General features: G+C 73.4%; 21 protein-coding genes. 6 read left to right on the top strand and 15 right to left on the bottom strand.

Going from position 1 to position 21,709, the window contains the following annotated elements:
• Window positions 1–85: 85 nt before the first annotated feature.
• The 4 genes from aztD to aztB form a co-directional block, all read right to left on the bottom strand.
• Window positions 86–1,288, bottom strand: coding sequence for a zinc metallochaperone AztD (gene aztD / locus ACSIH6_RS30110; RefSeq protein ID WP_435111713.1), 1,203 nt, complete (start codon window positions 1,286–1,288; stop codon window positions 86–88).
• 79 nt (window positions 1,289–1,367) lie between these two features.
• Complete coding sequence (gene aztC, locus ACSIH6_RS30105) at window positions 1,368–2,336, bottom strand: zinc ABC transporter substrate-binding protein AztC (RefSeq protein WP_435111712.1); 969 nt, start codon at window positions 2,334–2,336, stop codon at window positions 1,368–1,370.
• A complete protein-coding gene (locus ACSIH6_RS30100; RefSeq protein WP_435111711.1) occupies window positions 2,330–3,529 on the bottom strand; it encodes an ABC transporter in 1,200 nt (399 codons plus the stop codon). Before ACSIH6_RS30100 ends, aztC begins: the two co-directional genes overlap by 7 nt.
• Window positions 3,519–4,427 carry a zinc ABC transporter permease AztB gene (gene aztB, locus ACSIH6_RS30095; protein ID WP_435111710.1) on the bottom strand — a complete coding sequence of 303 codons (909 nt, stop codon included), beginning with the start codon at window positions 4,425–4,427 and terminating at the stop codon, window positions 3,519–3,521. Before aztB ends, ACSIH6_RS30100 begins: the two co-directional genes overlap by 11 nt.
• Before the next feature lie 63 nt (window positions 4,428–4,490).
• Here aztB and aztA point away from each other — a divergent pair, with 63 nt between their 5' ends.
• The 4 genes from aztA (at window position 4,491) to ACSIH6_RS30075 (ending at window position 8,445) form a co-directional block, all read left to right on the top strand.
• Entirely contained in the window at window positions 4,491–5,207 is a 717-nt protein-coding gene (gene aztA / locus ACSIH6_RS30090; RefSeq protein WP_435111709.1) for a zinc ABC transporter ATP-binding protein AztA, read from the top strand.
• A 155-nt stretch (window positions 5,208–5,362) separates the two neighbouring features.
• Entirely contained in the window at window positions 5,363–6,625 is a 1,263-nt protein-coding gene (locus ACSIH6_RS30085; protein WP_435111708.1) for an MFS transporter, read from the top strand.
• A gap of 230 nt (window positions 6,626–6,855) precedes the next feature.
• Window positions 6,856–8,223, top strand: a complete 1,368-nt coding sequence (locus tag ACSIH6_RS30080; RefSeq protein ID WP_435111707.1) for an L-lactate MFS transporter — start codon at window positions 6,856–6,858, stop codon at window positions 8,221–8,223.
• 93 nt (window positions 8,224–8,316) lie between these two features.
• Window positions 8,317–8,445: an MFS transporter small subunit gene (locus ACSIH6_RS30075; protein WP_435111706.1), complete on the top strand. Its 129-nt coding sequence runs from the start codon at window positions 8,317–8,319 to the stop codon at window positions 8,443–8,445.
• Between the two features lie 78 nt (window positions 8,446–8,523).
• On the opposite strand, the gene ACSIH6_RS30070 is transcribed toward ACSIH6_RS30075, so the two are convergent.
• The 5 genes from ACSIH6_RS30070 to ACSIH6_RS30050 form a co-directional block, all read right to left on the bottom strand.
• Window positions 8,524–9,417 (bottom strand): shikimate dehydrogenase, encoded by an 894-nt coding sequence (locus ACSIH6_RS30070; protein WP_435111705.1) that lies wholly within the window; start codon window positions 9,415–9,417, stop codon window positions 8,524–8,526.
• Window positions 9,414–11,480 (bottom strand): sugar phosphate isomerase/epimerase and 4-hydroxyphenylpyruvate domain-containing protein, encoded by a 2,067-nt coding sequence (locus tag ACSIH6_RS30065; RefSeq protein ID WP_435111704.1) that lies wholly within the window; start codon window positions 11,478–11,480, stop codon window positions 9,414–9,416. The genes ACSIH6_RS30070 and ACSIH6_RS30065 overlap by 4 nt, the downstream gene beginning before the upstream one ends.
• A 36-nt stretch (window positions 11,481–11,516) precedes the next feature.
• On the bottom strand, window positions 11,517–12,512 hold the full coding sequence (locus tag ACSIH6_RS30060) for a DctP family TRAP transporter solute-binding subunit (protein WP_435111703.1): 996 nt from the start codon (window positions 12,510–12,512) through the stop codon (window positions 11,517–11,519).
• 90 nt (window positions 12,513–12,602) lie between these two features.
• A complete protein-coding gene (locus tag ACSIH6_RS30055) occupies window positions 12,603–13,877 on the bottom strand; it encodes a TRAP transporter large permease (RefSeq protein WP_435111702.1) in 1,275 nt (424 codons plus the stop codon).
• The gene (locus ACSIH6_RS30050) at window positions 13,874–14,428 is read right to left on the bottom strand and encodes a TRAP transporter small permease (RefSeq protein WP_435111701.1); all 555 of its coding nucleotides are present in this window, start codon (window positions 14,426–14,428) and stop codon (window positions 13,874–13,876) included. Before ACSIH6_RS30050 ends, ACSIH6_RS30055 begins: the two co-directional genes overlap by 4 nt.
• Window positions 14,429–14,575: 147 nt before the next feature.
• Between ACSIH6_RS30050 and ACSIH6_RS30045 the strand changes: the two genes are divergently transcribed.
• On the top strand, window positions 14,576–15,580 hold the full coding sequence (locus ACSIH6_RS30045; RefSeq protein ID WP_435111700.1) for a LacI family DNA-binding transcriptional regulator: 1,005 nt from the start codon (window positions 14,576–14,578) through the stop codon (window positions 15,578–15,580).
• 29 nt (window positions 15,581–15,609) lie between these two features.
• Here the strand turns inward: ACSIH6_RS30045 and ACSIH6_RS30040 are convergent, their stop codons facing one another.
• Window positions 15,610–17,082 carry a potassium/proton antiporter gene (locus ACSIH6_RS30040; RefSeq protein WP_435111699.1) on the bottom strand — a complete coding sequence of 491 codons (1,473 nt, stop codon included), beginning with the start codon at window positions 17,080–17,082 and terminating at the stop codon, window positions 15,610–15,612.
• A gap of 48 nt (window positions 17,083–17,130) precedes the next feature.
• Here ACSIH6_RS30040 and ACSIH6_RS30035 point away from each other — a divergent pair, with 48 nt between their 5' ends.
• Window positions 17,131–17,955, top strand: a complete 825-nt coding sequence (locus ACSIH6_RS30035) for a universal stress protein (protein ID WP_435111698.1) — start codon at window positions 17,131–17,133, stop codon at window positions 17,953–17,955.
• 63 nt (window positions 17,956–18,018) lie between these two features.
• Here ACSIH6_RS30035 and ACSIH6_RS30030 read toward each other — a convergent pair whose 3' ends face one another.
• From ACSIH6_RS30030 to ACSIH6_RS30010, 5 genes are all read right to left on the bottom strand, one after another.
• The gene (locus tag ACSIH6_RS30030) at window positions 18,019–18,498 is read right to left on the bottom strand and encodes an SRPBCC family protein (protein WP_435111697.1); all 480 of its coding nucleotides are present in this window, start codon (window positions 18,496–18,498) and stop codon (window positions 18,019–18,021) included.
• The gene (locus ACSIH6_RS30025) at window positions 18,495–18,824 is read right to left on the bottom strand and encodes an ArsR/SmtB family transcription factor (protein ID WP_435111696.1); all 330 of its coding nucleotides are present in this window, start codon (window positions 18,822–18,824) and stop codon (window positions 18,495–18,497) included. The genes ACSIH6_RS30030 and ACSIH6_RS30025 overlap by 4 nt, the downstream gene beginning before the upstream one ends.
• 182 nt (window positions 18,825–19,006) lie before the next feature.
• Window positions 19,007–19,399, bottom strand: coding sequence for a DUF2267 domain-containing protein (locus ACSIH6_RS30020; protein WP_150254920.1), 393 nt, complete (start codon window positions 19,397–19,399; stop codon window positions 19,007–19,009).
• Window positions 19,400–19,507: 108 nt separating this feature from the next.
• The gene (locus ACSIH6_RS30015; RefSeq protein WP_435111695.1) at window positions 19,508–20,731 is read right to left on the bottom strand and encodes an MFS transporter; all 1,224 of its coding nucleotides are present in this window, start codon (window positions 20,729–20,731) and stop codon (window positions 19,508–19,510) included.
• Between the two features lie 249 nt (window positions 20,732–20,980).
• Window positions 20,981–21,577, bottom strand: coding sequence for a TetR/AcrR family transcriptional regulator (locus ACSIH6_RS30010; RefSeq protein ID WP_435111694.1), 597 nt, complete (start codon window positions 21,575–21,577; stop codon window positions 20,981–20,983).
• Window positions 21,578–21,709: the final 132 nt, after the last annotated feature.

The following is a 21,709-nucleotide window of genomic DNA, read 5'->3' as shown; positions in this document are numbered from 1 at the left end:
CTGGTGGGCGCGGTCCGGCCGGGAGCGCGTTCCGCCGGAGGGCGCGGTCCGGCGCAGGGACGCCCGCCCCGGCGGGGAGGGTCGCCTAGGAGACGACGCCGCTGAGCTCGTTGGGCTCGGCGTCCAGGGTCACCGACGCGGTGACCTCACCCGACTCCAGGTCCAGTGCGTGGACCTGCTTCGTGGCGGGGTCGCTCACGTAGGCGGTGGCGCCGCGCACGAACAGCGCAGGGCGGGGCTGCTGCCACTCCAGCGGCTCCTGCCACTCGTCCATGACCTCGATGCTGTCCACGACCTCGCCCGCCTCGGGGTCGATCACGTGCAGGCTGCCGTCGGTGCCCAGGACCAGGGCCTCGCCGTCGGGGCCGCGGCCCAGGGAACGGAAGGTGTAGCTGGCGGGCAGGTCGACCAGGGTCAGGTCGCCCGCGGCGGTGTCGACCAGGGCGACCCGCTCGGGGCGCTCCAGCTCGGCGTCGGGGTCGGTCTTGTAGTCGCCCAGCACGATCGGCGACTCCTCGCTCCCGGCCTGGTTGCCGATGCGCCCGTAGTCGTCGGGGCTGTCCACCTTGGTGAACTCGCCCCCCTGGTAGACCAGGACGCCGTCCTCGCAGCCGATGACGACCGCTTCGCCCTCGGCCGTGGTCTCGCCGTGGACGCCCGGGCACTCCTCGCTGCGGGCGACCTCCTCTCCCGCGGCGTCCAGGACGACGGCGCCGACGCGCTCCTCCTCGTCACCCAGGGTCAGCAGCATCTCGCCGTCGGCCAGCTCCACGGCCACGCCGTGGTGGGCCTCCTCGGCGCTGCGCACGTCGGTCTCGGGCAGGCCGTCGCCGAGCGCGTCGGTGTCGAAGGCGGTGATCTCGCCGCTGCCGTCGGCGAACAGCACGGTCCTGCCCGCGTGCCGGACGACGTGGCCCGGGGTGTCGGCGGGGAAGAGGGTGTCGGTCAGCTCCGCGCCGGCCGCGTCCAGGACCTGGAAGCCCTCCGAGGTGGAGACCAGCAGGTGCCGGTCGTCGCCCGCCGGGTTGATCCGGTTGAACCCCTCCAGAGCGATGTCCTGGACGACCTCCAGGCTCTGGCCGTCCAGGACGTACAGGCCGCCGTCGTAGGTGGTGACGACCGGGTTCTCCACCACGGCCTCCGCGGCGGCCCGCTCCTCGCCGCCCTGCTCCTGACCGGCCTCCTCGCCGGTGCCGCAGGCGGTCAGCAGCAGTCCTGCGGACAGCAGCACGGGCAGCGCCGCCCGCGCCGGGAACCGCGTCGTCGCGTTGTTCGTCGGGGTGTTCACGTTTCTCTCTTTCGGGGTGGAAGGGTCCGCTGCGGGCGGGGGGAGGGGCCGCCGCGGTCGTGCCGGGCCTGGGGCCCGGTCAGTCGCCACGCAGTCCGGTGGCGATGGCCTCGGTGTTGGAGCGCATCATCTCCAGGTAGGTGGCCGCGCCCCCGCCCTCCTCGCTCAGCGACTCGGAGAACAGGGGGACGACCTCGATGCGCACGCCCGCCTCCTCCGCCATGGCCGTGGCCAGGCGGTCGGGCTGGGAGGAGTCGGCGAAGACCGCGTCGACGCCCGCCTCGCGCACGGCGTCGGCCAGGGACTTGAGGTCGGAGCTGCTGGGCGAGGCCAGGGTGGTGCCGCTGGGGATCACGGCGCCCACGACCCCGAACCCGTAGCGTTCGGCGAGGTAGCCGAAGACGTGGTGGTTGGTCACCAGGTTGCGCTTCTCCTCCGGGATCGCGGCGAACTCCTCGGCCATCCACGCGTCCAGCTCCTCCAGCTGTCCGGTGTAGGCCTCGGCGTTGGCGCGCACGGCCTCGGCGTCCACGCCGTCCACCTCGGTGACCACGTGCTCCGCGATGAGGTCGACCGCTTGGACGGCCCTGCGCGGATCGGTCCAGAAGTGGGGGTCGGGCTCGCCCTCGTCCTCGTTGCCCGAGGCGGCGTCCCCGCCGGGAGAGAAGGCCAGGGGGTCGACCTGGGCGCCGACCTCCAGGGCGGGTATCCCGGCCTCCTCGGCGGCGGCGACGTTGCGCAGCACGCCCTCCTCCAGCCCGAGCCCGTTGTAGACCACGAGCGCCGCGTTCTCCACGAGTGCGGCCTCCCTCGCGGAGATGCCGAAGGAGTGCGGGTCGGCGTTGGGCTTCATCAGGACGGTGACCTCGGCCTCCTCGCCCACGATCTCCCGCGTGAGGTCGCCCAGGATGTTGGTGGTCACCACGATCCCCTCGTCCCCGTCCTCCGACGGGGAGCAGGAGGCCGTGCCGAGGAGGGCGGCCCCGGCCAGGGCGGACGCGGTCGCGGCTCGCAGGAGCGCCTTCGGCGTCGTCACGGCGGTCACCATCCCGTCTCGACCATGAGGTGCGGCGCGATTCCCGGGTCGAGGGTCCGCGCCACGCGCAGGTCGTCGTTGTAGTCGATCTCGTGCACCACACCGCGTCCGGTGTCGTTGACGTAGGCGCGGCTGGTGTCCGCCCGGATGACCGGGGCGTGGGCGGTGTCCGTGCCGTCGAGCAGGTCGGCGGAGGCGAGTTCCTCGCCCGAGGCCGGGTCCAGGGAGTGCAGGGTCCCGTCCCCGGTCAGGGCCAGGACGGGGGCGCCCGCGCCGACGGCCGTCGCGGTCACGGCGCCCTCCAGCTCCAGCGGGGTCCACCCGGGCTCGGCCAGTTCCAGGACCCACAGGTCGCCGCCGGTCGAGACCGAGGCCAGGGTCGCCGAACCGGGGCGGTGCCCGAACTCCTCGACCCGCTCCCCGGAACCCTCGGGATAGGCGACCATGTCGCCGGAGAACTCCCCGTCCTCCTCGGTGACGTGCAGGACGCCCTCGGCGCAGCCGATGACCGCTCCGCGCCGGGTGACGGCCTGGCCGAGGGGATCGACGCAGGTCGCGTCGAGCGTCGCGACGGGGGATCCCTCCCGGTCGTGCACCTCGACCGCGCCTTCGGAACCGCCCCCGGCGACCAGGAGGTGTTCGGCGAAGGGCAGGACCACCGCGGCGCCGTCGGGAACGGCCGCGGCCTCCTCGACCGACCCCTCCTCCAGCGCGGCACGGTCGAGCACGGCGGCGCCGTCCGGTGCGGTGAGGGCGGTCAGGGCGGTGTCGGAGGCCACCCGGCCCGCGGAGAGGCCCTCCACCGTGCCCGCGAGCCCGACGCCGGTCCGGTAGTAGTGCTTGTGGTCTCCGTGGTCGACGGTCCACGACCCGCTGTCCACGACGGTGGTCATCCGGTGGTCGGATGAGTGGAGGTAGGCGAAGCGGCCGTCCCCGGCGATGCCGTCGAGGCCCTCCACGGGGCCGAGTTCCGTCGTCTCCTCGGTGATCAGGTCGAGCACCCGGACGTCTCCGCTGGCGGGGTCGGCGACCACGAGGCGGGACTGGGGCTCGGCGGTCTCCTCGGCGCCCTCGACGTAGCCGTGCGGGACCTCCTCCTCGGGCTGTCGCTCCGCGGTGTCCTGCGCGGCGCCGCAGCCGGTCAGCAGGACCAGAGCGGACAGTCCGGCCGCGCCCAGCGCGCCGGTGCGGTGTTCACGCCTCATGTGTCATCGGCCTCTCCATCTGTACGGGGTGGTCGGGGGTGGTGTCGGGGGGCGGGTCGGAGGTCGGGTCGGGGGAGCCGCGCCCGCGGGAGCGCACGGCCGCCGCGAGCGCCGAGACGAAGAAGAACGCGGTGGCCGTGGCGGCGATCGTGGCCCCGGCCGCCGTCTCCCAGTGCCAGGAGGCGAGCAGGCCGAGGAAGGTCGCGGCGCTGCCGAGCACGGCCGCGCCGAGCATGATCGCGGGAACGCTGCGCGCCCACAGGGCCGCCGCGGCCGGGGGCGCGATGAGCAGGCCGAACACCAGCAGCGTGCCGACCACGTGGAACGAGGCGACCACGGCCAGGGTGACCAGGCCGAGCAGGACGCCGTGGGCGACCCGGGGCGCCAGCCCCAGGGTGGCGGCCTTACGCGGGTCGAAGGCCAGGGCGAGGAAGGCCCGGTGCCCCGCGACCGCGACGACCAGCGCCGCGGCCAGCGCCAGCCCCAGGTGGACCAGGTCCTGTTCGCGCACCGCCAGGACGTCCCCGAACAGGAAGCCCGTGAGGTCGACCGCGAAGGAGGACGAGTGCGAGACCAGGATCACGCCGAGCGAGAGCATCCCGACGAAGAGCAGTCCGATGCTCGTGTCCTGGGACAGCCGGGAGGAGCGGCCCAGCGCGGTGACGCCCGCGGCCATCGCCCCGGCGGCCAGGGCCGCCCCCAGCATGAGGTTCTGGCCCAGCAGGGAGGCCAGTGCCACCCCGGGCAGCATCCCGTGCGACATCGCGTCGCCGAGGAAGGCCATGCCGCGCAACACCACCCAGGTCCCGGCGACGGCGCAGATGAGGGAGACCAGGATCCCTCCCCACAGCGCACGCTGCACGAACACGACCCCGAACGGGTCGAACAGAGCTTCCATAGTGGGACACTGTATAACGATAACCATTATCATTTGCACATCGGGGTGAGCGTGAGGAACAGGATGAACCGGCTGGAACTGGACGGCGTGTACGCGGGGTACGGGCGCGGGGACGTCCTGCGGGGAATCGACGCGGCCGTCCCGCAGGGCGCGGTCACGGCGCTGGTGGGGCCCAACGGGTCGGGCAAGTCCACGCTGCTCGGCCTTCTGGCGGGTACGGTCGCGGTCCGCCGGGGCGGGCTCCGGGCCTCGCGTCCGACCCGCCCCGCCTTCGTGGTCCAGCGCAGCGCGGTCCCCGACGCCCTGCCCGTCACGGTGCGCGAGGCCGTCTCGATGGGCCGGTGGGCGCACCGGGGGTTCTGGCGGCCGCTGACCCGGCGCGACCGCGCCGTGGTCGGCGAGTGCCTCGAACGCCTGGACGTCGCGGACCTGGCCGAACGCCGCCTGGGGGAGCTCTCGGGAGGTCAGCGCCAGCGGGTGCTCATCGCCCAGGGCCTGGCGCAGGAGGCGGACCTGCTCCTGCTCGACGAGCCCTCGGCCGGGCTGGACCACCGTGCGCGCGAGTACGTGCGCCGCGTCCTGGAGCGGGCCCGCGCCGACGGGGTCACCGTCGTGCACGCCACCCACGCCCCCGACGAGGCGTTCGACGCCGACCACTGCCTCGTGCTCGCGGACGGGCGGATCGCGGCCGAGGGGCCGCCGGAGGAGGCCGCGCGGGCCTGGGAGGGGGCGCGGGGACCCTGGCTCCGCGAGGGGGACCGGGAGGACGCGGCCGGGTAGCAGCGGCCCCGGCGGCCCGCCCCCTCCGCCGTGACGCTTCTTGTACTTGTAGCGAGTTTGGACCGTCGAGCCTCGCTATAAGTACAAGATCATCGAGGGTTGAGCCTCTCCCATCACACCCGCAACGTTTCCGGGCGGCCCACTAGGCTTCCGGGGTGCTCGTACGGAACCGCTGGGTCGTCCTCTCGGTCAGCATGGTGGCGCAGGTGGCCAGTGTGTCGGCGATGTTCGGCGTGCCCATCGTGCTGCCGCAGCTGAGGGACGCCTTCGGCGTCACCACGGCGCAGGCCGGGATGCTGGCCGGACTGCCCTCGCTCGGCCTGCTGCTCACGCTCCTGGTGTGGGGCCTGGTGATCGACCGGTTCGGGGAGCGGCCGACGATGGCGCTGAGCCTGCTGCTCACGGCGTGCGCGCTCGGCCTGCTCTGGGCGGTCTCGGGGCTGCGGGGAGCCGTCGCGGTCCTGCTACTGGTGGGCGCGGTCGGCGGCCCGGTCAACGCGGCGAGCGGGCGGCTGGTGCTGTCCTGGTTCTCCGAGGGCGAACGCGGCCTGGCCATGGGCATCCGCCAGTCGGCGCTGCCCCTCGGCGTGGGTGTCTCCGCCCTGGTGCTGCCCTGGGCGGCCGGTGCCTGGGGGTTCGTCGGCGCGATGACGCTCCCGGCGGTGCTCGCGCTCCTCGCGGTCCCGTTCGTGCTGGCGATGCCCGCCTCCGCTCCCGGGCGGCCCCCGGCACCGGAGGCGGCCGGGGACACCACGAGCGCGGACGCCGCCGCGCACGCCGACACCGCTGACGACACCGCGCACGCCGCGGACCACACTGCGCGCGCCGCGACGGGGTCGCCCTACCGGCACGGGCACATCTGGCGGGTGCACGGGGTGAGCATGCTGCTCGGCGTCCCGCAGATCGCGCTGGTGACCTACGCCGTCATCTACCTGGTGCAGGAACAGGGGTGGAGCCCGCCCGCCGCGGGCGCGGTCGTCGCGGTGGCGCAGGTTCCCGGTGCGGCCGGGCGCCTGCTGCTGGGGGTCTGGTCCGACCGGACCGGGGACCGGATGCGCCCGGTGCGGTGGCTGGCGGTGGTCTCGGGGGTCTGCCTGGTGCTGCTCGCGGTGCTGCCGGGGATCTGGGCGTGGACGGCCGTGCCGCTGCTCCTGGCCTGCCTGGTCCTGACGATGTGGCACAACGGACTGACCTTCACCGCCGTCGCCGAGACGGCGGGGGCCTCCTGGGCGGGGCGGGCCCTGGCCGCGCAGAACTGGCTCCAGGCGGTCAGCACGACGCTGACCCCGGTGCTCATGGCGGCGGTGATCATCCTCGTGGGCCTGCCCTTCGTCTTCGCGGTGAGCGCGGTCTTCTCCGCCGCGGCCGTCGCCGTGGTCCCGGTGGCGCGGGGGCGTCGAGAGAAATGGGGTGTTTGACCGGTTCGTGTCCGCTGAGGGCTTGATCACGACGCATTCATCACATAAGTTCGCTTCCGGCACAGACGTTCGACATTCGCACGGTCACTCTCCGTGAGGAGGCTGCTCTCGACAGGGTGAAACGCCCCGCCCAGCCCGGTTCCCGGCAACCCCGGGAGGATCCCGGACCGGCAGGAGCGGCCCCGGCGTCCACGCCCCCACCGCGACAGGCAGAACACGAAGCGGGATCCATGACGCGCACCAGTCCCCTGACCTCGTTCCTCGACTACGAGAGGAGCATCGCGCCACCCGGCTACAGCCGGTGGCTCATCCCGCCCGCGGCCCTGGCGGTACACCTGTCCATCGGCCAGGTGTACGCGTTCAGCGTCTTCCGCAACCCGCTGGTCGAGCGGTTCGACACCTCGCTGACCGCGATCGGGATCATCTTCAGCATCGCCATCGTCATGCTCGGCCTGTCGGCCGCGTTCGGCGGCAAGTGGGTGGAGCGCAACGGTCCCCGCAAGGCGATGTTCGTCTCCGGCCTGTGCTGGTCGGGCGGTTTCGTGATCGGCGCGCTCGGCGTGGCGACCGGCCAGCTCTGGCTGGTCTACCTCGGCTACGGCTTCCTCGGCGGGCTCGGCCTGGGCATCGGCTACATCTCTCCGGTCTCCACCCTCATCAAGTGGTTCCCCGACCGGCCCGGCCTGGCCACGGGCATCGCGATCATGGGCTTCGGCGGCGGCGCGCTCATCGCCTCGCCGCTGTCCTCCGAACTCCTCAGCCGCTACGCCGACACCCCCGCCGACGCCATCGCCCCCGCGTTCCTCACCCTGGGCGCCATCTACTTCGTGGTCATGATGCTGGGCGCCTTCACCGTGCGCGTCCCCCCGCCGGGCTGGCGGCCCGCGGGCGCTCCGGCGGAGGAGCCGAAGGAGGCCTCCGCGAGCAGGTCCCCGGCCCTGGAGGGGGTGTCGGTGGAGACCGCCGTGCGCACTCCGCAGTTCTGGCTCCTGTGGACCGTGCTCTTCTGCAACGTCACCGCGGGGATCGGGATCCTGGAACAGGCCTCGCCCATGGTGCAGGAGTTCTTCACCGGGGTCGGCCCGGCCGAGGCGGCGGGCTACGTCGGCTTTCTCTCCCTGTGCAACATGCTCGGACGGCTCGTGTGGTCCTCGGCCTCCGACGTGATCGGCCGCAAGCGCGTCTACATCGGCTACCTCGGCCTGGGCGGGCTCCTCTACCTGCTGATCGCCGTCGCGGGAACCAGTTCGATCGTGCTGTTCGTGGCGCTGACCGGCGTCATCCTGTCCTTCTACGGCGGCGGCTTCTCCACGGTGCCCGCCTACCTGAAGGACCTGTTCGGCACCTTCAACGTGGGCGCCATCCACGGCAGGATCCTCACCGCCTGGTCGCTGGCCGGGGTCGCCGGGCCGATGATCGTCAACGTCATCGCCGACGCCCAGCTGTCCGCAGGACGCGACGGGGCGGAGCTCTACGGGCTCTCCCTCTACGTCATGGTCGGCGTCATGGCCGTGGGCTTCCTCGCGAACATGCTGGTCCGGCCCCTGCCCGAGCGGGTCCACCAGCGCGACCGGGAACGCGTCGCCGGGCGCGGCTGAGTCCGGACCCGGGGGCGGGACCGCGACTGGCCCCGCCCCCGGGCCGCACACACGATCCCCACCGGTCACCGAGGAACCGAGGAAAGGCCACACATGTCAGGCAACCGGACCACCAACGCCTCCACCGTCACCGCGATCCTGCTGTGGGTGCTCGTGCTCGCCGCCCTGGCCTACGGGGTGGCGCAGACCGCCGTGGACGCCGCGGCGCTCTTCGTCTCCTGAGGGTCAGCGCCACCCTCCGGCCTGGGCTCCACGGCACCGGTCGCGCCGCCCGGACCGGAGGGGTGTCGTCCACCCCGTTCAGGGTTCCGCGAGCAGGGTGTGGAAGTGCGCGAGCATGCGCCCGGCGTCCGCCTCCAGGCCCGTGAACAGCCCGAAGGCCTCGCTGGCCTGGAACACCGCCATCTCCCCGCCCGCCAGGGTCGGGCACCCCCTCTCCGCGGCCTGACGCAGGAGTTCGGTGCGCAGCGGCCGGTAGACGATGTCGGCCACCCACATCGACGGGCGCAGCAGACCGGCCGGGACCGGGGTGCCCGGGTGGTGCGCCATGCCCGTCGGCGTCGCGTTGACCATGCCGTCCGCCGCCGCCAGGAGCGGGCCGATCCGGTCGGTCCCGTCCGCCAGGCAGCGCGCCCCGGGGAAGTGCCCGCCCATCCGCGCGGCCAGGTCGCGGGCGCGGTCCACCCGCGTGTCGACCACGGCCACCTCCCGCGCGCCCGCGGCGAGCAGGGCGTAGACCACGGCCGCGCCCGCCCCGCCCGCGCCCAGCACCACGACGCGGTCCAGGGGAGCGCCGGGCAGCCCGCGCTCCAGGCAGCGCGCGAACGCCGACCAGTCGGTGTTGTGCCCCACGGCGGAGCCGGACCGGAACACCACCGTGTTCACCGCGCCCAGGGTGGCCGCCTCGGGGGTGAGGCCGTCCAGCGCGGGCAGCACCAGCTGCTTGCACGGGTGGGTGATGTTGAGGCCGTTGAAGCCCAGGTGGCGGGCGGAGGCCACCAGACCGCCGACCGACTCCGGGGCCAGCCCCAGCTCCGCCAGGTCCACGGTCCGGTAGATCATGCGGTGCCCCAGTTCGGCGGCCTCGCGCTCGTGCATGGGCGGGGTCAGGGAGGGGCCCACGCCCGTGCCGATCAGCCCCACCAGGGAGGAACGGGCGCGCGCCCGTACCGGCTCGGTCGTCGCCGCGCTCATCGGTCCGCCCCCGCCCGCCGGTTAGCCGCCCGCCGGTCAGCCGTGCGCGGTGTCTCCGTGCGCTGGGCCTCCGCGCGCTGCGCCGCCATGCGCAGGGAGCTGTTGGCGGCGCCGTAGCCGCGGTACCCGCCCCCGCGCTGCACCACCTCCAGGAAGAGCCGCCCGTCCAGCATCGGCGTGTAGAAGTGCCAGAACTCGCCCTCCTCCGACCGGTCGTACAGGACGCCGAACTCGCGCATGAGTTCGAGGGCCACCGGCTCCAGGTCCGTGCGGCAGGCCAGGTCCGCGTAGTAGTTGTCGGGGATGCGCAGCGGCTCGGCGCCGCCCCGCCGCATCGCCCGCGCGACCGCGAACACGTCCTCGCACCCGAAGGCGACGTGCTGGGGCCCTCCCCGCGCGTCGTCGGGCCCCCGCCCCAGCAGCGGGGCGTTCAGGGCGATGCGCGGCGCCGCCCCGCCCCGGCTCAGCGCGCGGCTGCGCACCAGGCCGTCCGGGGCGGCCAGCTCGGTGCCGTCGTCGGGGTCCAGGCCCAGCACGGAGCGGTAGAACAGCGAGGCCTCGTCGAAGTGGTCCAGGTGCTGGAACAGCCCCACGTGGTCGATGCCGGTCAGGGCGACCCCACCGGACCCGTCCGGCTCGCGCACCGGAACGGAGAAGTCGGCCAGCCAGTCCTCCCCGTCCGCGGGCTCGCTCGGACAGAAGAAGACCGAGGTCCCGTCGGGCGCGGCCACCGCGCGCAGGACCGACTCGGCCGGGTCGCGTCGCCGTGGCAGCGGCGGGGCCAGCAGCCGCTCGGCCCGCCGCATCGCGCCGTCGGCGTCGGCCACGTCGACGCCCAGGGCCGTCACCGCGGCGTCGTCGCTCCAGGTGTGCCCGAGCTGGGGGTCGGTGGCGTTGAGCAGGACGCGCGCCCGCCCGTTCTCCCACAGCTGCACCGGCTTGGAGCGGTGGTCGCGGGTGTGTGCGAAGCCCAGGCCCCGCAGGGCGTCGCGCGCCCGCCGGGCCGCGTGCTCGGGCGCCGCGACCTCCACGAAGGCGTAGCCCCGGGTCCGCGCGGGGGAGGGCAGGCGCACCAGTTCCACGGCCGCGCCGTCCTCCCGGGCCGGTCCCGGGACCGTGCCCGCGTCGCTTCCCCGGGCCGGGGAAGCACCTGAACCGGTGCTGTCCTCCCGGGTCGGGGCCGGGCCGCCGTTTCCGCTTTCCGGAACGGCGACCGCGCCGTTCCCGGCGTTCGGGGCCGGTCCCGGGACCCGTCGACCGACCTCGTCCTCCAGCAGCGCCAGCGACCGCAGCGCGTCTGCGGCCGTGCGCCGTGGGTCCGAGGCCCGGAACACGTCGTTGAACACCTCCAGCGACAGCGGCCCGGTGTAGCCCGCCGCGAGCACGTGCCCGGTGAACTCCGTCAGGTCGAAGGCGCCCTGGCCGGGGAAGCACCGGTGGTGGCGGCTCCAGTGCAGCACGTCCATCGGCATCAGCGGCGCGTCCGCGAGCTGGAGGAAGAAGATCCTCTCGCCCGGGATCTCGCGGATGCCCGAGGGGTCGTGCCCCCGCGACAGGATGTGGAAGCTGTCCAGGCACACCCCGAGCCCGGGGTGGTCGGCCAGCCGGACCAGCCGCCAGGCGTGCCGGTAGTCGTTCACCCAGCGCCCCCACGCCAGGGCCTCGTAGGCGATGCGCACCCCGAAGGGTGCCGCCGCCTCGGCCAGGCGGTGCAGCTGCGCGGCCGAGCGCGCGTCGTCCCCGGTCGCGGCGGGCGCGACGCTGGAGCACACCAGGAGCACGTCCACGCCCAGCTCCACCATGAGGGCGAACTTGGCCTCGGCGCGCCTGAGGTTGCGCTCCAGCTGGGCCTCGCCCACCCCCTCGAAGTCGCGGAAGGGCTGGTAGAGGTCGATGGCCAGGGACAGCGAGTCGGCCAGGGCCCGGACCTCGCGGGGCGGCAGCGCCGACCCCACCAGATCGCTTTCGAAGATCTCCACACCGTCGAACCCGGCCCGGGCCGCGGCTTCGAGCTTCTCCTCCAGGGTGCCGCTCAGTGACACGGTGGCTATGGAGCGCCGCATGGTCGTGCTCCCCCTCCTCTTCCTCGTTTCCCGTGCCTACTCGGTCTCCTGGAAGGACTCGTAGAGCGCGAGCTGCTCCCCGTCCAGGTTCTGCGCGAAGTGGTCCTGGACCCGGGCACGGAAGGCCTCCACGTCCACGTCGTCGACGATCTCGATGGCGCCCTCGGACCTCCACTCCTCCAGGATCTGCTCCTCGGCCTCCTCGATGCAGGCCCGGTTCTCCGCACGGACCTCGCTGACGGCCTCCTGGAGCACCTGTCGCTGCTCCTCGGTGAGCGCGTCCCAGGTCTGCCCCGAGACCACGATCATCTGCGAGCCGACCTGGTGGCCGGTGAGGCTGACGTGGGACTGGACCTCGACGAAGTTGTCGCCCTGGATGGTCGGGATCGGGTTCTCCTGGCCGTCGGCGGTGCCCTGCTGGAGGGCGAGGTAGACCTCCTCGAAGGCCACGGTGGTCGGCTCGGCGCCCAGCGCCTCGGCGTTGGCCAGGTAGATGGGCGAGTCCGGGAAGCGCATCCGCAGGCCCTCCAGGTCCTCGGGCCGTCGGATGGGCTGGTTGGCGGTGAAGTGGCGGTCGCCGAAGTACCACACGTCCAGGATCCGGGCCCCGGTCGCCTCCGCGAAGCCGTCCCTGAGCTCCTGGGAGCCCTCGGAGTCGAAGTAGGAGAACAGGTGGTCGGCGTCGCGGAAGGCGTAGGCGGCGTCCAGGACGCCGATCGGCTCGTAGGCCGAGCCCAGCGCCGCGGAGCCCTGCACGTCCATGTCGATGTCGCCGGACATCACCGAGGCGAAGGTCTCGGTGTTGTTGCCCAGCTGGCTGTTGGGGAAGGTCTCGACCGTGAACCCGGCGTCCGCGCCGTTCACGCGCTCGGCGACCAGGTCGATGCCGCAGCGGGTGTGCGGGTGGTCCTCGGGGTAGCTGTTGGCGAAGGTCAGGGTGGTCGCGTCGTCGTCGGATCCGCCGGTGCCGCAGGCGGTCAGGGCGAGCGCCGCCGCGGGGAGCAGCGCGGTCCAGCGGGTGATGGTGCGCATGGGGTTCCCTCCTCGGGAGTGGGGTGTCAGGGGTACCCGGGATGTCCGGGGTGGTCGGGCGCGGGCGGGTGTCGCGGGTACGGCGGGGTGTCACAGGTCCAGGAGTCCGGGCAGGAACAGGACCAGGTCGGGGGCCAGGGTCAGCAGCAGCAGGACCGCCACCAGCGGCAGCAGGAAGGGCGCGGTGCCGCGGAACACCTCGTGCATGGGGGTGCGGGTGGCCGAGCCCAGGACGAACAGCACGCCGCCGATCGGGGGAGTGAGCAGGCCGACCATGAGGCTGACGATGGTGATCACGCCGAAGTGGATGGGGTCGACCCCCACCTGGACGACGACGGGAAGCAGGACCGGGACCGTGATGACCAGCGCGGCGACGGGTTCGAGCACCGTCCCGACCAGGAGCAGGATCAGGGCCACCAGCAGGAGCAGGACGGTCGGGCTGTCGGTGAGGCCCAGCAGCAGGGAGGCCACCTGCTGGGGCACCTGCTCGCGGGCGAGCACCCAGCCCAGCAGCCCGGAGGCGGCCAGGATGATGGCGATGGAGGCGGCCGTGGTGGCGGTCTCCACGCCGATGCGCCACAGCGCGCGCGGGCTCAGGGTGCGGTAGCACAGGCCCAGGACCAGGACGTAGGCGACGCCGACCGCCGCTGCCTCGGTGGGGGTGAACAGGCCGCTGAGGATGCCACCGAGCAGCAGCACGGGGGTGCCCAGCGGGCCCAGGGCCCGCACGGTCGCGGTGCGCACCTCGCCCTTCTGCGCGCGCTGTCCCGCGAGTTCGGGTTTGCCCCGCGCCCACAGGAACACGGCCAGGGTCAGCCCGCCCGCCATGAGGAACGCGGGCACCACCGCGGCGGCGAACAGCCCGGCCGTGGAGACGGCGGCCACGGAGGCGTACACGATCGCCGGGATGCTGGGCGGCATGACGGGGCTGATCAGGCTGGTGGACGCGGTCAGCCCCAGGGTGAAGCGCCGGGGGTAGCCCGCCTTGTTCATCGCCGGGACCAGCATCTTGCCCATGCCCGCGACGTCGGCCAGGGCCGACCCGCTGATCCAGGAGAAGCCCACGCTCACGCCGATGTTGACGTAGCCGAGGCTGCCGCGCACCCGGCCGAACAGCACCCGGGCGAAGCCGAAGAGCCGGTCGGCGATCCCGGTGTGGTTGGCGATCACCCCGAGCAGGATGAACAGCGGGACGGCCAGGAGCGGGAAGCTGTTGACCTCCTGGGCCGCCGTGCGCAGGCTCAGCCCGGTGGACTGTCCGCCGACCACCATGTAGGTCAGGCACGGTCCCAGGATCGCGAAGGCGATGGGCACCCGCAGGACCAGCAGGACGAGGATGCCGAGGACGACCAGCAACGCGCTCATCGCACCTCCTCCCCGGAGTCGGCGGCGCGGCCCTCGCGCTGCGGTGGTTCGGCGACCAGGAGGGCGTTGGCCAGGGCCCGCAGCGACATGAGCGCCAGGCCGACGAGGGGGATCACGTAGGTCCAGGAGACGGGGACGCGCAGGGCCGGGGTCTGCTGGGGGGAGCCGCCGAAGACGAGTTCGACGGCTTCCAGGACGCACATCACGCCCACCGCGGCGACCACGAGGTTGGCCAGGATCCACACCGCGCGCAGGGCGCGGCCGTCGAGCACGAAGTCCACGATCTTGAGGGTGATGTGCTCGTCGCGGCCCGTCAGGTAGCTGACCAGGGAGAACGCGAGCCATACCAGCCCGAGGCGGGCCAGTTCCCCGGTCCAGACCCAGCCGTCCACGGGCAGGTGGCGCTGGGTGGCCTGGAGGAGCATGAGGACGAGGATCATCGCGAGGAGCGCGACGCCGGTGACCAGTTCGGCGGTCTCCAGCCACCGCACCGGCGCGGGGCGGGAGGGACGGGGAGGTCGGTCTTCGGGGGCGGGGGGTCTGTCTGCCATCGGTTCCACTCAACGGTCGGACGCTGTCGGCGCAGGTCAGGAAGCATGACGGGAGTCACGTTCCTCGGTGTGGTGTGAACCCTAGGTTTCGCGTCCGAACAATGGCAAGCGATTGCCAAAAGTTGTCAAAACGCGTAGAAGACTCCCATGAGCTCACCGAAGCGCACCACCATCTACGACGTGGCCCGGGAGGCGGGTGTGGCCGCCTCCACCGTCTCGCGGGCCCTGCGCAACCCGCGCCGCGTCAACACCGCCACGCGCGAGCACGTCCTGCGGGTCGCCGAACGCCTCGGCTACCGCCCCAGCCCCCTGGCGACCGCGCTCCAGTCCGGGCGGACCGCGACCGTGGCGATGCTGGTGCCCGACATCACCAACCCCCACTTCTTCGGCACCATCCGGGGCGCCGAGCGCCGCGCCTCCGCGGCCGGGATCACCTTCATCCTCAGCGACACCGAGGAGTCCGCCGACAACGAGCGCACCAAGATCGAGCACCTGGCGCGCTCGGTGGACGGGTTCATCCTCGCCGCCAGCCGCATGTCCGACGAGAGCATCCTGGAGCTGGCCGAGGAGCACAACCTGGCCCTGGTCAACCGCGAGGTGCTCGGCCTGCCCAGCGCCGTGGTCGACACCCGGGTCGGCAGCCGCCAGATCGTGGAGCACCTGGCCTCGCTGGGCCACCGGTCGCTGGTCTACCTGTCGGGCCCGCACCAGTCCTGGCTGGCGGGGGAACGCTGGGAGGCGCTGTGCGAGGGCGCCGAGCGGCACGGGATCCGCGCCGTGCGCCTGGGCCCCTTCCCGCCCCGCCTGGTCGGCGGCGGCGCCGCGGCCGACGCCGTCCTGGTCACCGGGGCCACGGCCGTGGTGGCGCACAACGACCTGCTGGCGATCGGGGTCCTGCGCCGCCTGGCCGAGCGGGGCGTGGGCGTGCCGGAGCGGATCAGCGTGGTGGGCTACGACGACATCTTCGGGGCCGACTTCTGCGTGCCCTCGCTCACCACCCTGGCCGGGCCCCAGGACAAGGCGGGCCGCTCGGCCGTGGAACTGCTGCTGGAGAACCGGTCGCGCTCCACCGCCCGCACGACGCCCGACCGGCGGGTCATGCTCCCCTCGCACCTGGTCATCCGCGCCTCCACCGGACAGGCGCCCGGGTGAGGGAGCCGGGTCGCGGCTCCGGCCCGGCGTCAGGACCCAGCCGCGTCCTCGCCCTTGGCCCAGGCGGTGACCAGCCTCTGGGCGTCGGGGCGGCGCGGCATGGCCACGATGAGCAGGTCGTTCTCACGGATCCGGGTGTGCGCCGAGGGCACCAGCACCCGCTTGCCCCGCACGATCGTGGTGACCAGGCCGTGCGGCGGGTCCAGCTCCCCGAGCCGCCTGCCCACGATGTAGAGCCCCGGCGCCGCGCGCACCTCGATCAGCTCGGTGCCCAGGTCGCTGATCGGGATGTCCGCCGCCACGGGGTCGAGCGAGTGGCCGCCCCGGGTCAGCCCCAGCAGGCCCGCGGCGGCGCGGATGCTGGTGCCCTGCACCGCCGCGGAGACCAGCACGACGAAGAAGACGACGTTGAAGATCAGGGCGCCGTCCGGGTACCCGGCCACGAAGGGGAACGTGGCCAGCACGATCGGCACGGCCCCGCGCAGCCCGACCCAGCTGACGAAGACGATCTCCCGCCACGTGTAGTCGAACCACACCAGGCACAGCGCCACCGTCACCGGACGCGCCACCAGGACCAGGACGGCGCTGACGGCCAGCCCCGGGAGCGCCACCCCCGGCAGGTCGGAGGGGAAGACCAGCATGCCCAGCAGCAGGAACAGCCCCACCTCGGCGGTGTTGGACAGCCCCTCGTGGAAGGTCCGGATGCCCCGCCGGTGCAGGGGCGCGCGGGCGCCCACGACCAGCCCGGTGACGTAGACCGCGAGGAAGCCCGAGGCGCCCGCCAGCGCCGCGACGCCGTAGGAGACCCCGGCCACGCCCAGCGCCAGCACCGGATAGACCCCAGCCGGGCCCAGGTTGACGCGGGTCAGCAGCCAGCTTCCGGCCAGCCCCGCCACGGCGCCCACGACCAGGCCCCCGACCAGCTGCATGAGGGCGAACAGCGCCCACTCGGCCGGTGACGGTGTGTCCTGCCAGGTGGCGATGAGGCCGATGGTGAGCAGGATGGCGATCGGGTCGTTGGCGCCGGACTCCACCTCCAGCAGGGAGGCGACCTTGCGGGGCAGCGGGGCCCTCCGTAGCATGGCGAACACCGCCGCGGCGTCGGTGGAGGCCACGACCGCGCCGATGAGCAGGGCGGTCAGGGGGCGCACGTCCAACAGCAGGTACGTGCCCGCCGCCAGGATCAGCGCCGTGCCCGCCACGGCCACGGTGGCCAGCACGGACCCGGGAGCGGCGGCGCGCCGCAGGTCCCCGGGCTTGGTCGTCAGGCCGCCCTCGAAGAGGATGAGGATCAGTCCGACGGCTCCGCCGATCTGGGCGATCTCGGGGTCGTCCAGCCGGATCAGCCCGAGTCCGTCGTCGGCGATGAGCATGCCCAGCGCCAGGAAGAGCAGCAGACCGGGCAGCCGGATGCGGTTGGCGAAGCCCGACGCCAGGATCGCCGCCACCAGCAGGAGTCCGGCCGCCAGGATCCACCCGTCGGCGGGCAGGTGCACTGCCATGGTTCCCCCCGTCGTCGGCTCTGGGACGCGGTGGAGGGGGGAGTGCCGATGGCCGCCGGTGGTGAAGACGGCGCCGCACGGGCCCCCACCCGCGCCATCACCCGGTTCCTGGTGCCCCTGGACGGCACCGCCGGTGCGGCCGCCGCCCTCGGCCCCGCGCTGCGCGCCGCCCGCGTCCTGAGGGTCCCCCTGGAACTGCTGACCGTGCACGACCGCGTGAACGGCACGTGGGCCGAGGACGTCGACGCGGTCGCCGCGGGCCTGGACTACGACCGCGTCGAGGTCTCCATGGTCGGCTCCGGCTGGCCGGGGGACGTGATCGTCGACGCGGTCGCCGAGCAGCCCGGAACGGTCGTGTGCATGGCCACCCACAACCGGGACCGGTTCTCACGCCTGGTGGCGGGCAGCGTCACCGAACACGTACTGCGCCAGGCCGCCGCCCCGGTGCTCATGATAGGTCCCGGGTACCTGCGGGACGAGGGAGGCGGGGCCGGTGACCGCGCCCTCGTGTGCCTGGACGGCGGCTCCCGCGACGCCGCCACCCTCGCCCTGGGGCGGGGGTGGGCCCGCCAGCTCGGGCTGGAGGTGGAGCTGGTGCACGTGGCCTCGCCCGGCGGGGCGGCCGTGGCCGGGGCGCGGCTGTCGGGGGCCGCGCGGAGGCTGGAGGCGGACGGCCTGGCGGTCCGGACGACCGTGCTGACCGGCGCCGACCCCGCAGGCGACATCACCGGGCTGCTCCACCGCCGCCCCGGCGCCCTGGCGGTGCTCGCCAGCCGCGCCCGGGTGGGGATTCCCAAGCTCGTCCTGGGCAGCGTCAGCTCGCGGATCCTCGCGGCCAGCCCACGACCCCTCCTCCTCACGCGTTCGTCCTGAGGTCCCGCTCCCCGGTGCGCTGACCGGAAACGTTGCCCGTGCGAGGCGAGGGGTCCCGGTGCCTCAGTCGGTGGCCAGGGCCTCGCGGTAGTGCGCGATGAGCGCCTCGTCGGGACCGGCCTGCGTCCGCTCCGTGCGCCCGTCCAGCACGGCGGCGAGAGCGCGCAGGCACACGTCCCACCCGGCCGCGGTGTTGGCCGTCCAGACCGGGTCGGCGACGGTGTTGGACAGGCGCAGCACGCACCCGTCGCCGTCCTCCTCCAGGGTCCAGCGCAGGTCCTCGCCGTCCCAGTGGAAGGCCAGGACGTGCGGCGGCGCGAACGCGGTGATCGGCGCGGTCCGCGGTTCCTCGCCGGGGAAGGTGAGCGTGAGCGCGCCGCCCTCGCGCGCGTCGATCGCCACCCGGCAGGGGAACCACCGGCTGAGCGCCTCGTCGGTGGTCAGCGCGGCCCAGACCGCCGACAGCGGGTGCGGGTAGCGGCGGGTGAAGTGCAGTACGGGTGCGCCGGGCGTGCTCGCGTCGACGCTGACCTCGGTGCTCATGGCTGCTGCCCCTCCTGTGGGTGCGTGGAGTCCAGGTACTCGCCCAGTTCGTCCAGCCGCTCCGTCCAGAACGCCCGGTAGGGGCGCAGCCAGTCGTCCAGGTCGCGCAGCGCCTCGGCGCGCAGGCGGTAGCGCCGCCCCTGCCGCTCGGCGGTCTCGGAGACCAGTCCGGCGGTGCGCAGCACGCGCAGGTGCTTGGAGACGTTGGGCTGGCTCATGTCCAGCCCGGCGACCAGGTCCTTGACGAGCAGGCCCTCGCTGCGGCGCAGCGCGTCCAGGATGCGGCGCCTGCTGGGCTCGGCCAGGACGGCGAACAGATCGGGCATGTGTTGAGTATGTCCAAGTGGTTATATAACCGTCAAGGCATGAAGGAGGGGGTGTGTGCTTTCCCGACTTCCCGATGGGGGCGTCCTGGCCTGCTGGGGACGGCGCCGCCCGGCCGCCCGGAGGGTTGACCACCAGGAGGGCCCGGGCCCCGTCGGGCACACCCGGAGGGCCCGGGGCGGGTTCAGCCGCTCAGCTCCGGTTTGCCGAACAGCGCGGCGTAGCCGGAGGGGAGCTGGCTGAGGATGTGGTTGAGCTGGCCCCCGGTGACCCGGCGGGAGACGGTGGTGAGCACGGCGCTGGCGTCCCACTCGGCGGTCCGGGGCCGGGCCCCGGTGGCGGCGCCCACCCGGGTGAGGAACTCCTCCACACCGAAGGACTCCGCCTCCAGCAATTCGCCCTGCTGGATCGCCTCGCCCAGTTCGTCGGGCAGCTGCGCGACCAGGTGTTCCGCGCCGTTCGCCTGGAGCCGGGGCGCCAGCACGCCCAGTACCGCGCGGCTGACCTGTTCGGCCTCGTCGCGGTCGGCGTACTCGCCCAGCTCGCGGACCTCGTTCAGGAACTCGTCGTAGTGCATCTCGACCTCCACGTGGTGGCGGATGTCCGGATCCCCTGCCCGCTCCTCGGCGGGGGCAATCACCGGGGAGCGGGCGGGGTCCGCGCAGGTCGGGGCCGTCGGAGGGAGTCAGGCGTCCGTGGGGTGGACGGCACGGTCCCCCTTCGCCGGACTCGGTGCGGGCGGGACGTACAGGTCGGTGGCCTCGTGGCCCACCCTGCGCGCGGTCAGGGCCGCGGGCACCATGGCCAGCAGCGCGAGCAGGGCCAGGCCGACGCCGACCCACAGCGGGGCGCGCAGCCCGAAGGCGTCGATGCCCATGCCGCCGAACCAGGAGCCGACGACCACGCCCATGGTGATGAACGAGGAGTGCACGGTGTTGACCAGGGCACGCGGGTTCCCGGCGCGCTGGACGCGGGTGATCATCGCGGGGTTCAGCGTGATGCCCACCAGGCCGATGCCCGCCATCGCCAGCAGGGCGGGGACCGGCAGTTCGGCGAAGAGGGCGAAGACGCCCAGGAAGACCGTGTTGAGCGCCAGGCCGGTCACGATGACGGTCACGGTGTGGGACATGGCCAGACGGCCGACCACGATGTTGCCGACGACCGTCGCCCCGCCGTAGCCCAGGAGCAGCAGCGGCACGATGTCGCGGGAGAAGCCGGTGACCTCGGTGAGGATCGGCGTGAAGTAGGAGAACGCCGCGAAGGTGGCGCCGATGACGAGCGTGGAGGTGGCCATGACCGTCCACAGGCGCGGGCGGCGGAACACCTCCAGCTCGGAGCGCAGGGCCCCGGCCTCCTCGGGCCTCTCCAAGCGCGGCAGGGCGAGCATGGTGGCCACGGCCACGACCACGGTCAGCACCCCGACGGCGGCGAAGGCGGCGCGCCAGCCGAACTGGCCGCCGACGAGCGTGGACAGCGGCAGGCCGAGCAGGGTGCCCACCATGAGGCCCTGGAGGGCCACGCCGGTGGCGCGCCCGCGCAGGTGCGGCGCGGTGACCTGGGCGACCGCCGACAGGGCGACTCCGAAGAACGCGCCGGAGGCCGCGCCGGTGACCACGCGGGCCGCGAGCATGGGCCAGTAGGAGGTGGAGAGGGCGGCCAGCGCGTTGCCGACGAAGAAGACGGCGAACAGCACCATCAGCGCGTGGTTCGTGCGCAACCGGAGCACCGACAGGGTCGCCAGCGGGCCGCCGAGCGCCATCGCCAGCGCGAACGCGGTAATGAGGTATCCGATCTGCGGGATGGTGGCCCCAAGATCCTCGGACATCTGCGGCATGAGTCCGCCGACGAGCAGTTCGCTGGTGACCATGGCGAAGATGCCGAGCGCCATGAGGTGGACGGACTTGGGCATGGGGGTTTCCTTCCAGGTTTTGAATCGATCAGACCAAAACTGGGGCGCGCGGGGAGACGCCCGACGGGCACACGGCAGTGCCGCTGCGGGAGTGGAGGGCCCGCGCGGGCACGCGGTTCCGGGGTGGTCGGGGCGGTCGGGCTGAGTCGGGGCTCGGGGGAGTGCGGGGGCGGACAGGTCGGGGGTCGGAGCGGACCGGGGAGCGGGCGGGCCCGGGGGCGGGTCGGGGAGGGCGCTGGGGAGCGCGGGTCAGGGGCGGAGCGCCTCGATCCCGGTCGAGGCGACGCCTTCCAGCACCGTGCGTCCGGCGCCCGACTGGGCCGCGACCCTCATCCCGGAGATGAGCGAGACCACGTACCAGGCCAGGTCACCGGGGTCGCGGTCGGCGGCGATCGAGCCGTCGAGCTGGCCGTCCATGACGGTCAGGCGCAGTGAGGACAGGCGTTTGTGCAGGTCGGCCTCCACCACCTGGGCGATTCCCGGGTTGCGCGAGGCGATCGTGGTGATGGTGTTGACGGTGAAGCAGCCTGCTCCGCGGCCGCTCTCCCGGTTGGCGGTCTCGTCGGCCACGATCACGGCGAGCAGCGACCCGATCCGGTCCAGCCCGCTGCCCTCCGTGGAGTCCAGCACGGTTCCCTGGCGCGCGGTCATGGTGGTGACGTAGTGGGAGAGCGCCCGGCGGAACAGGTGTTCCTTGGAGTGGAAGGTGTTGTAGAGGCTGCTGCGGGTCAGCCCGGTCGCCTGGCACAGGTCGGCTGTGGAGGTCCCGTCGAAGCCCTTGGCCCGGAACGCCTCGTAGGCGGCCCGGATCACGTGCTCCTCGTCGAACTGGCGTGGTCTGCCCATGTTCCAGACGGTACCACTTTATGGACCTATCGTTACAAAAAATCGAGGGCGGAACCGGGGTACCGACCGAGGCCGCGGAAGTGGTAGTCAGGGGCGCGGGCACTGGACCCGCGCCCGGCGGGCGCCGTCCGG

This window comes from Nocardiopsis synnemataformans (assembly GCF_965343085.1).
Classification (GTDB): Bacteria; Actinomycetota; Actinomycetes; order Streptosporangiales; family Streptosporangiaceae; genus Nocardiopsis; species Nocardiopsis alborubida.
This window is presented reverse-complemented; position numbering and strand designations above follow the sequence as displayed.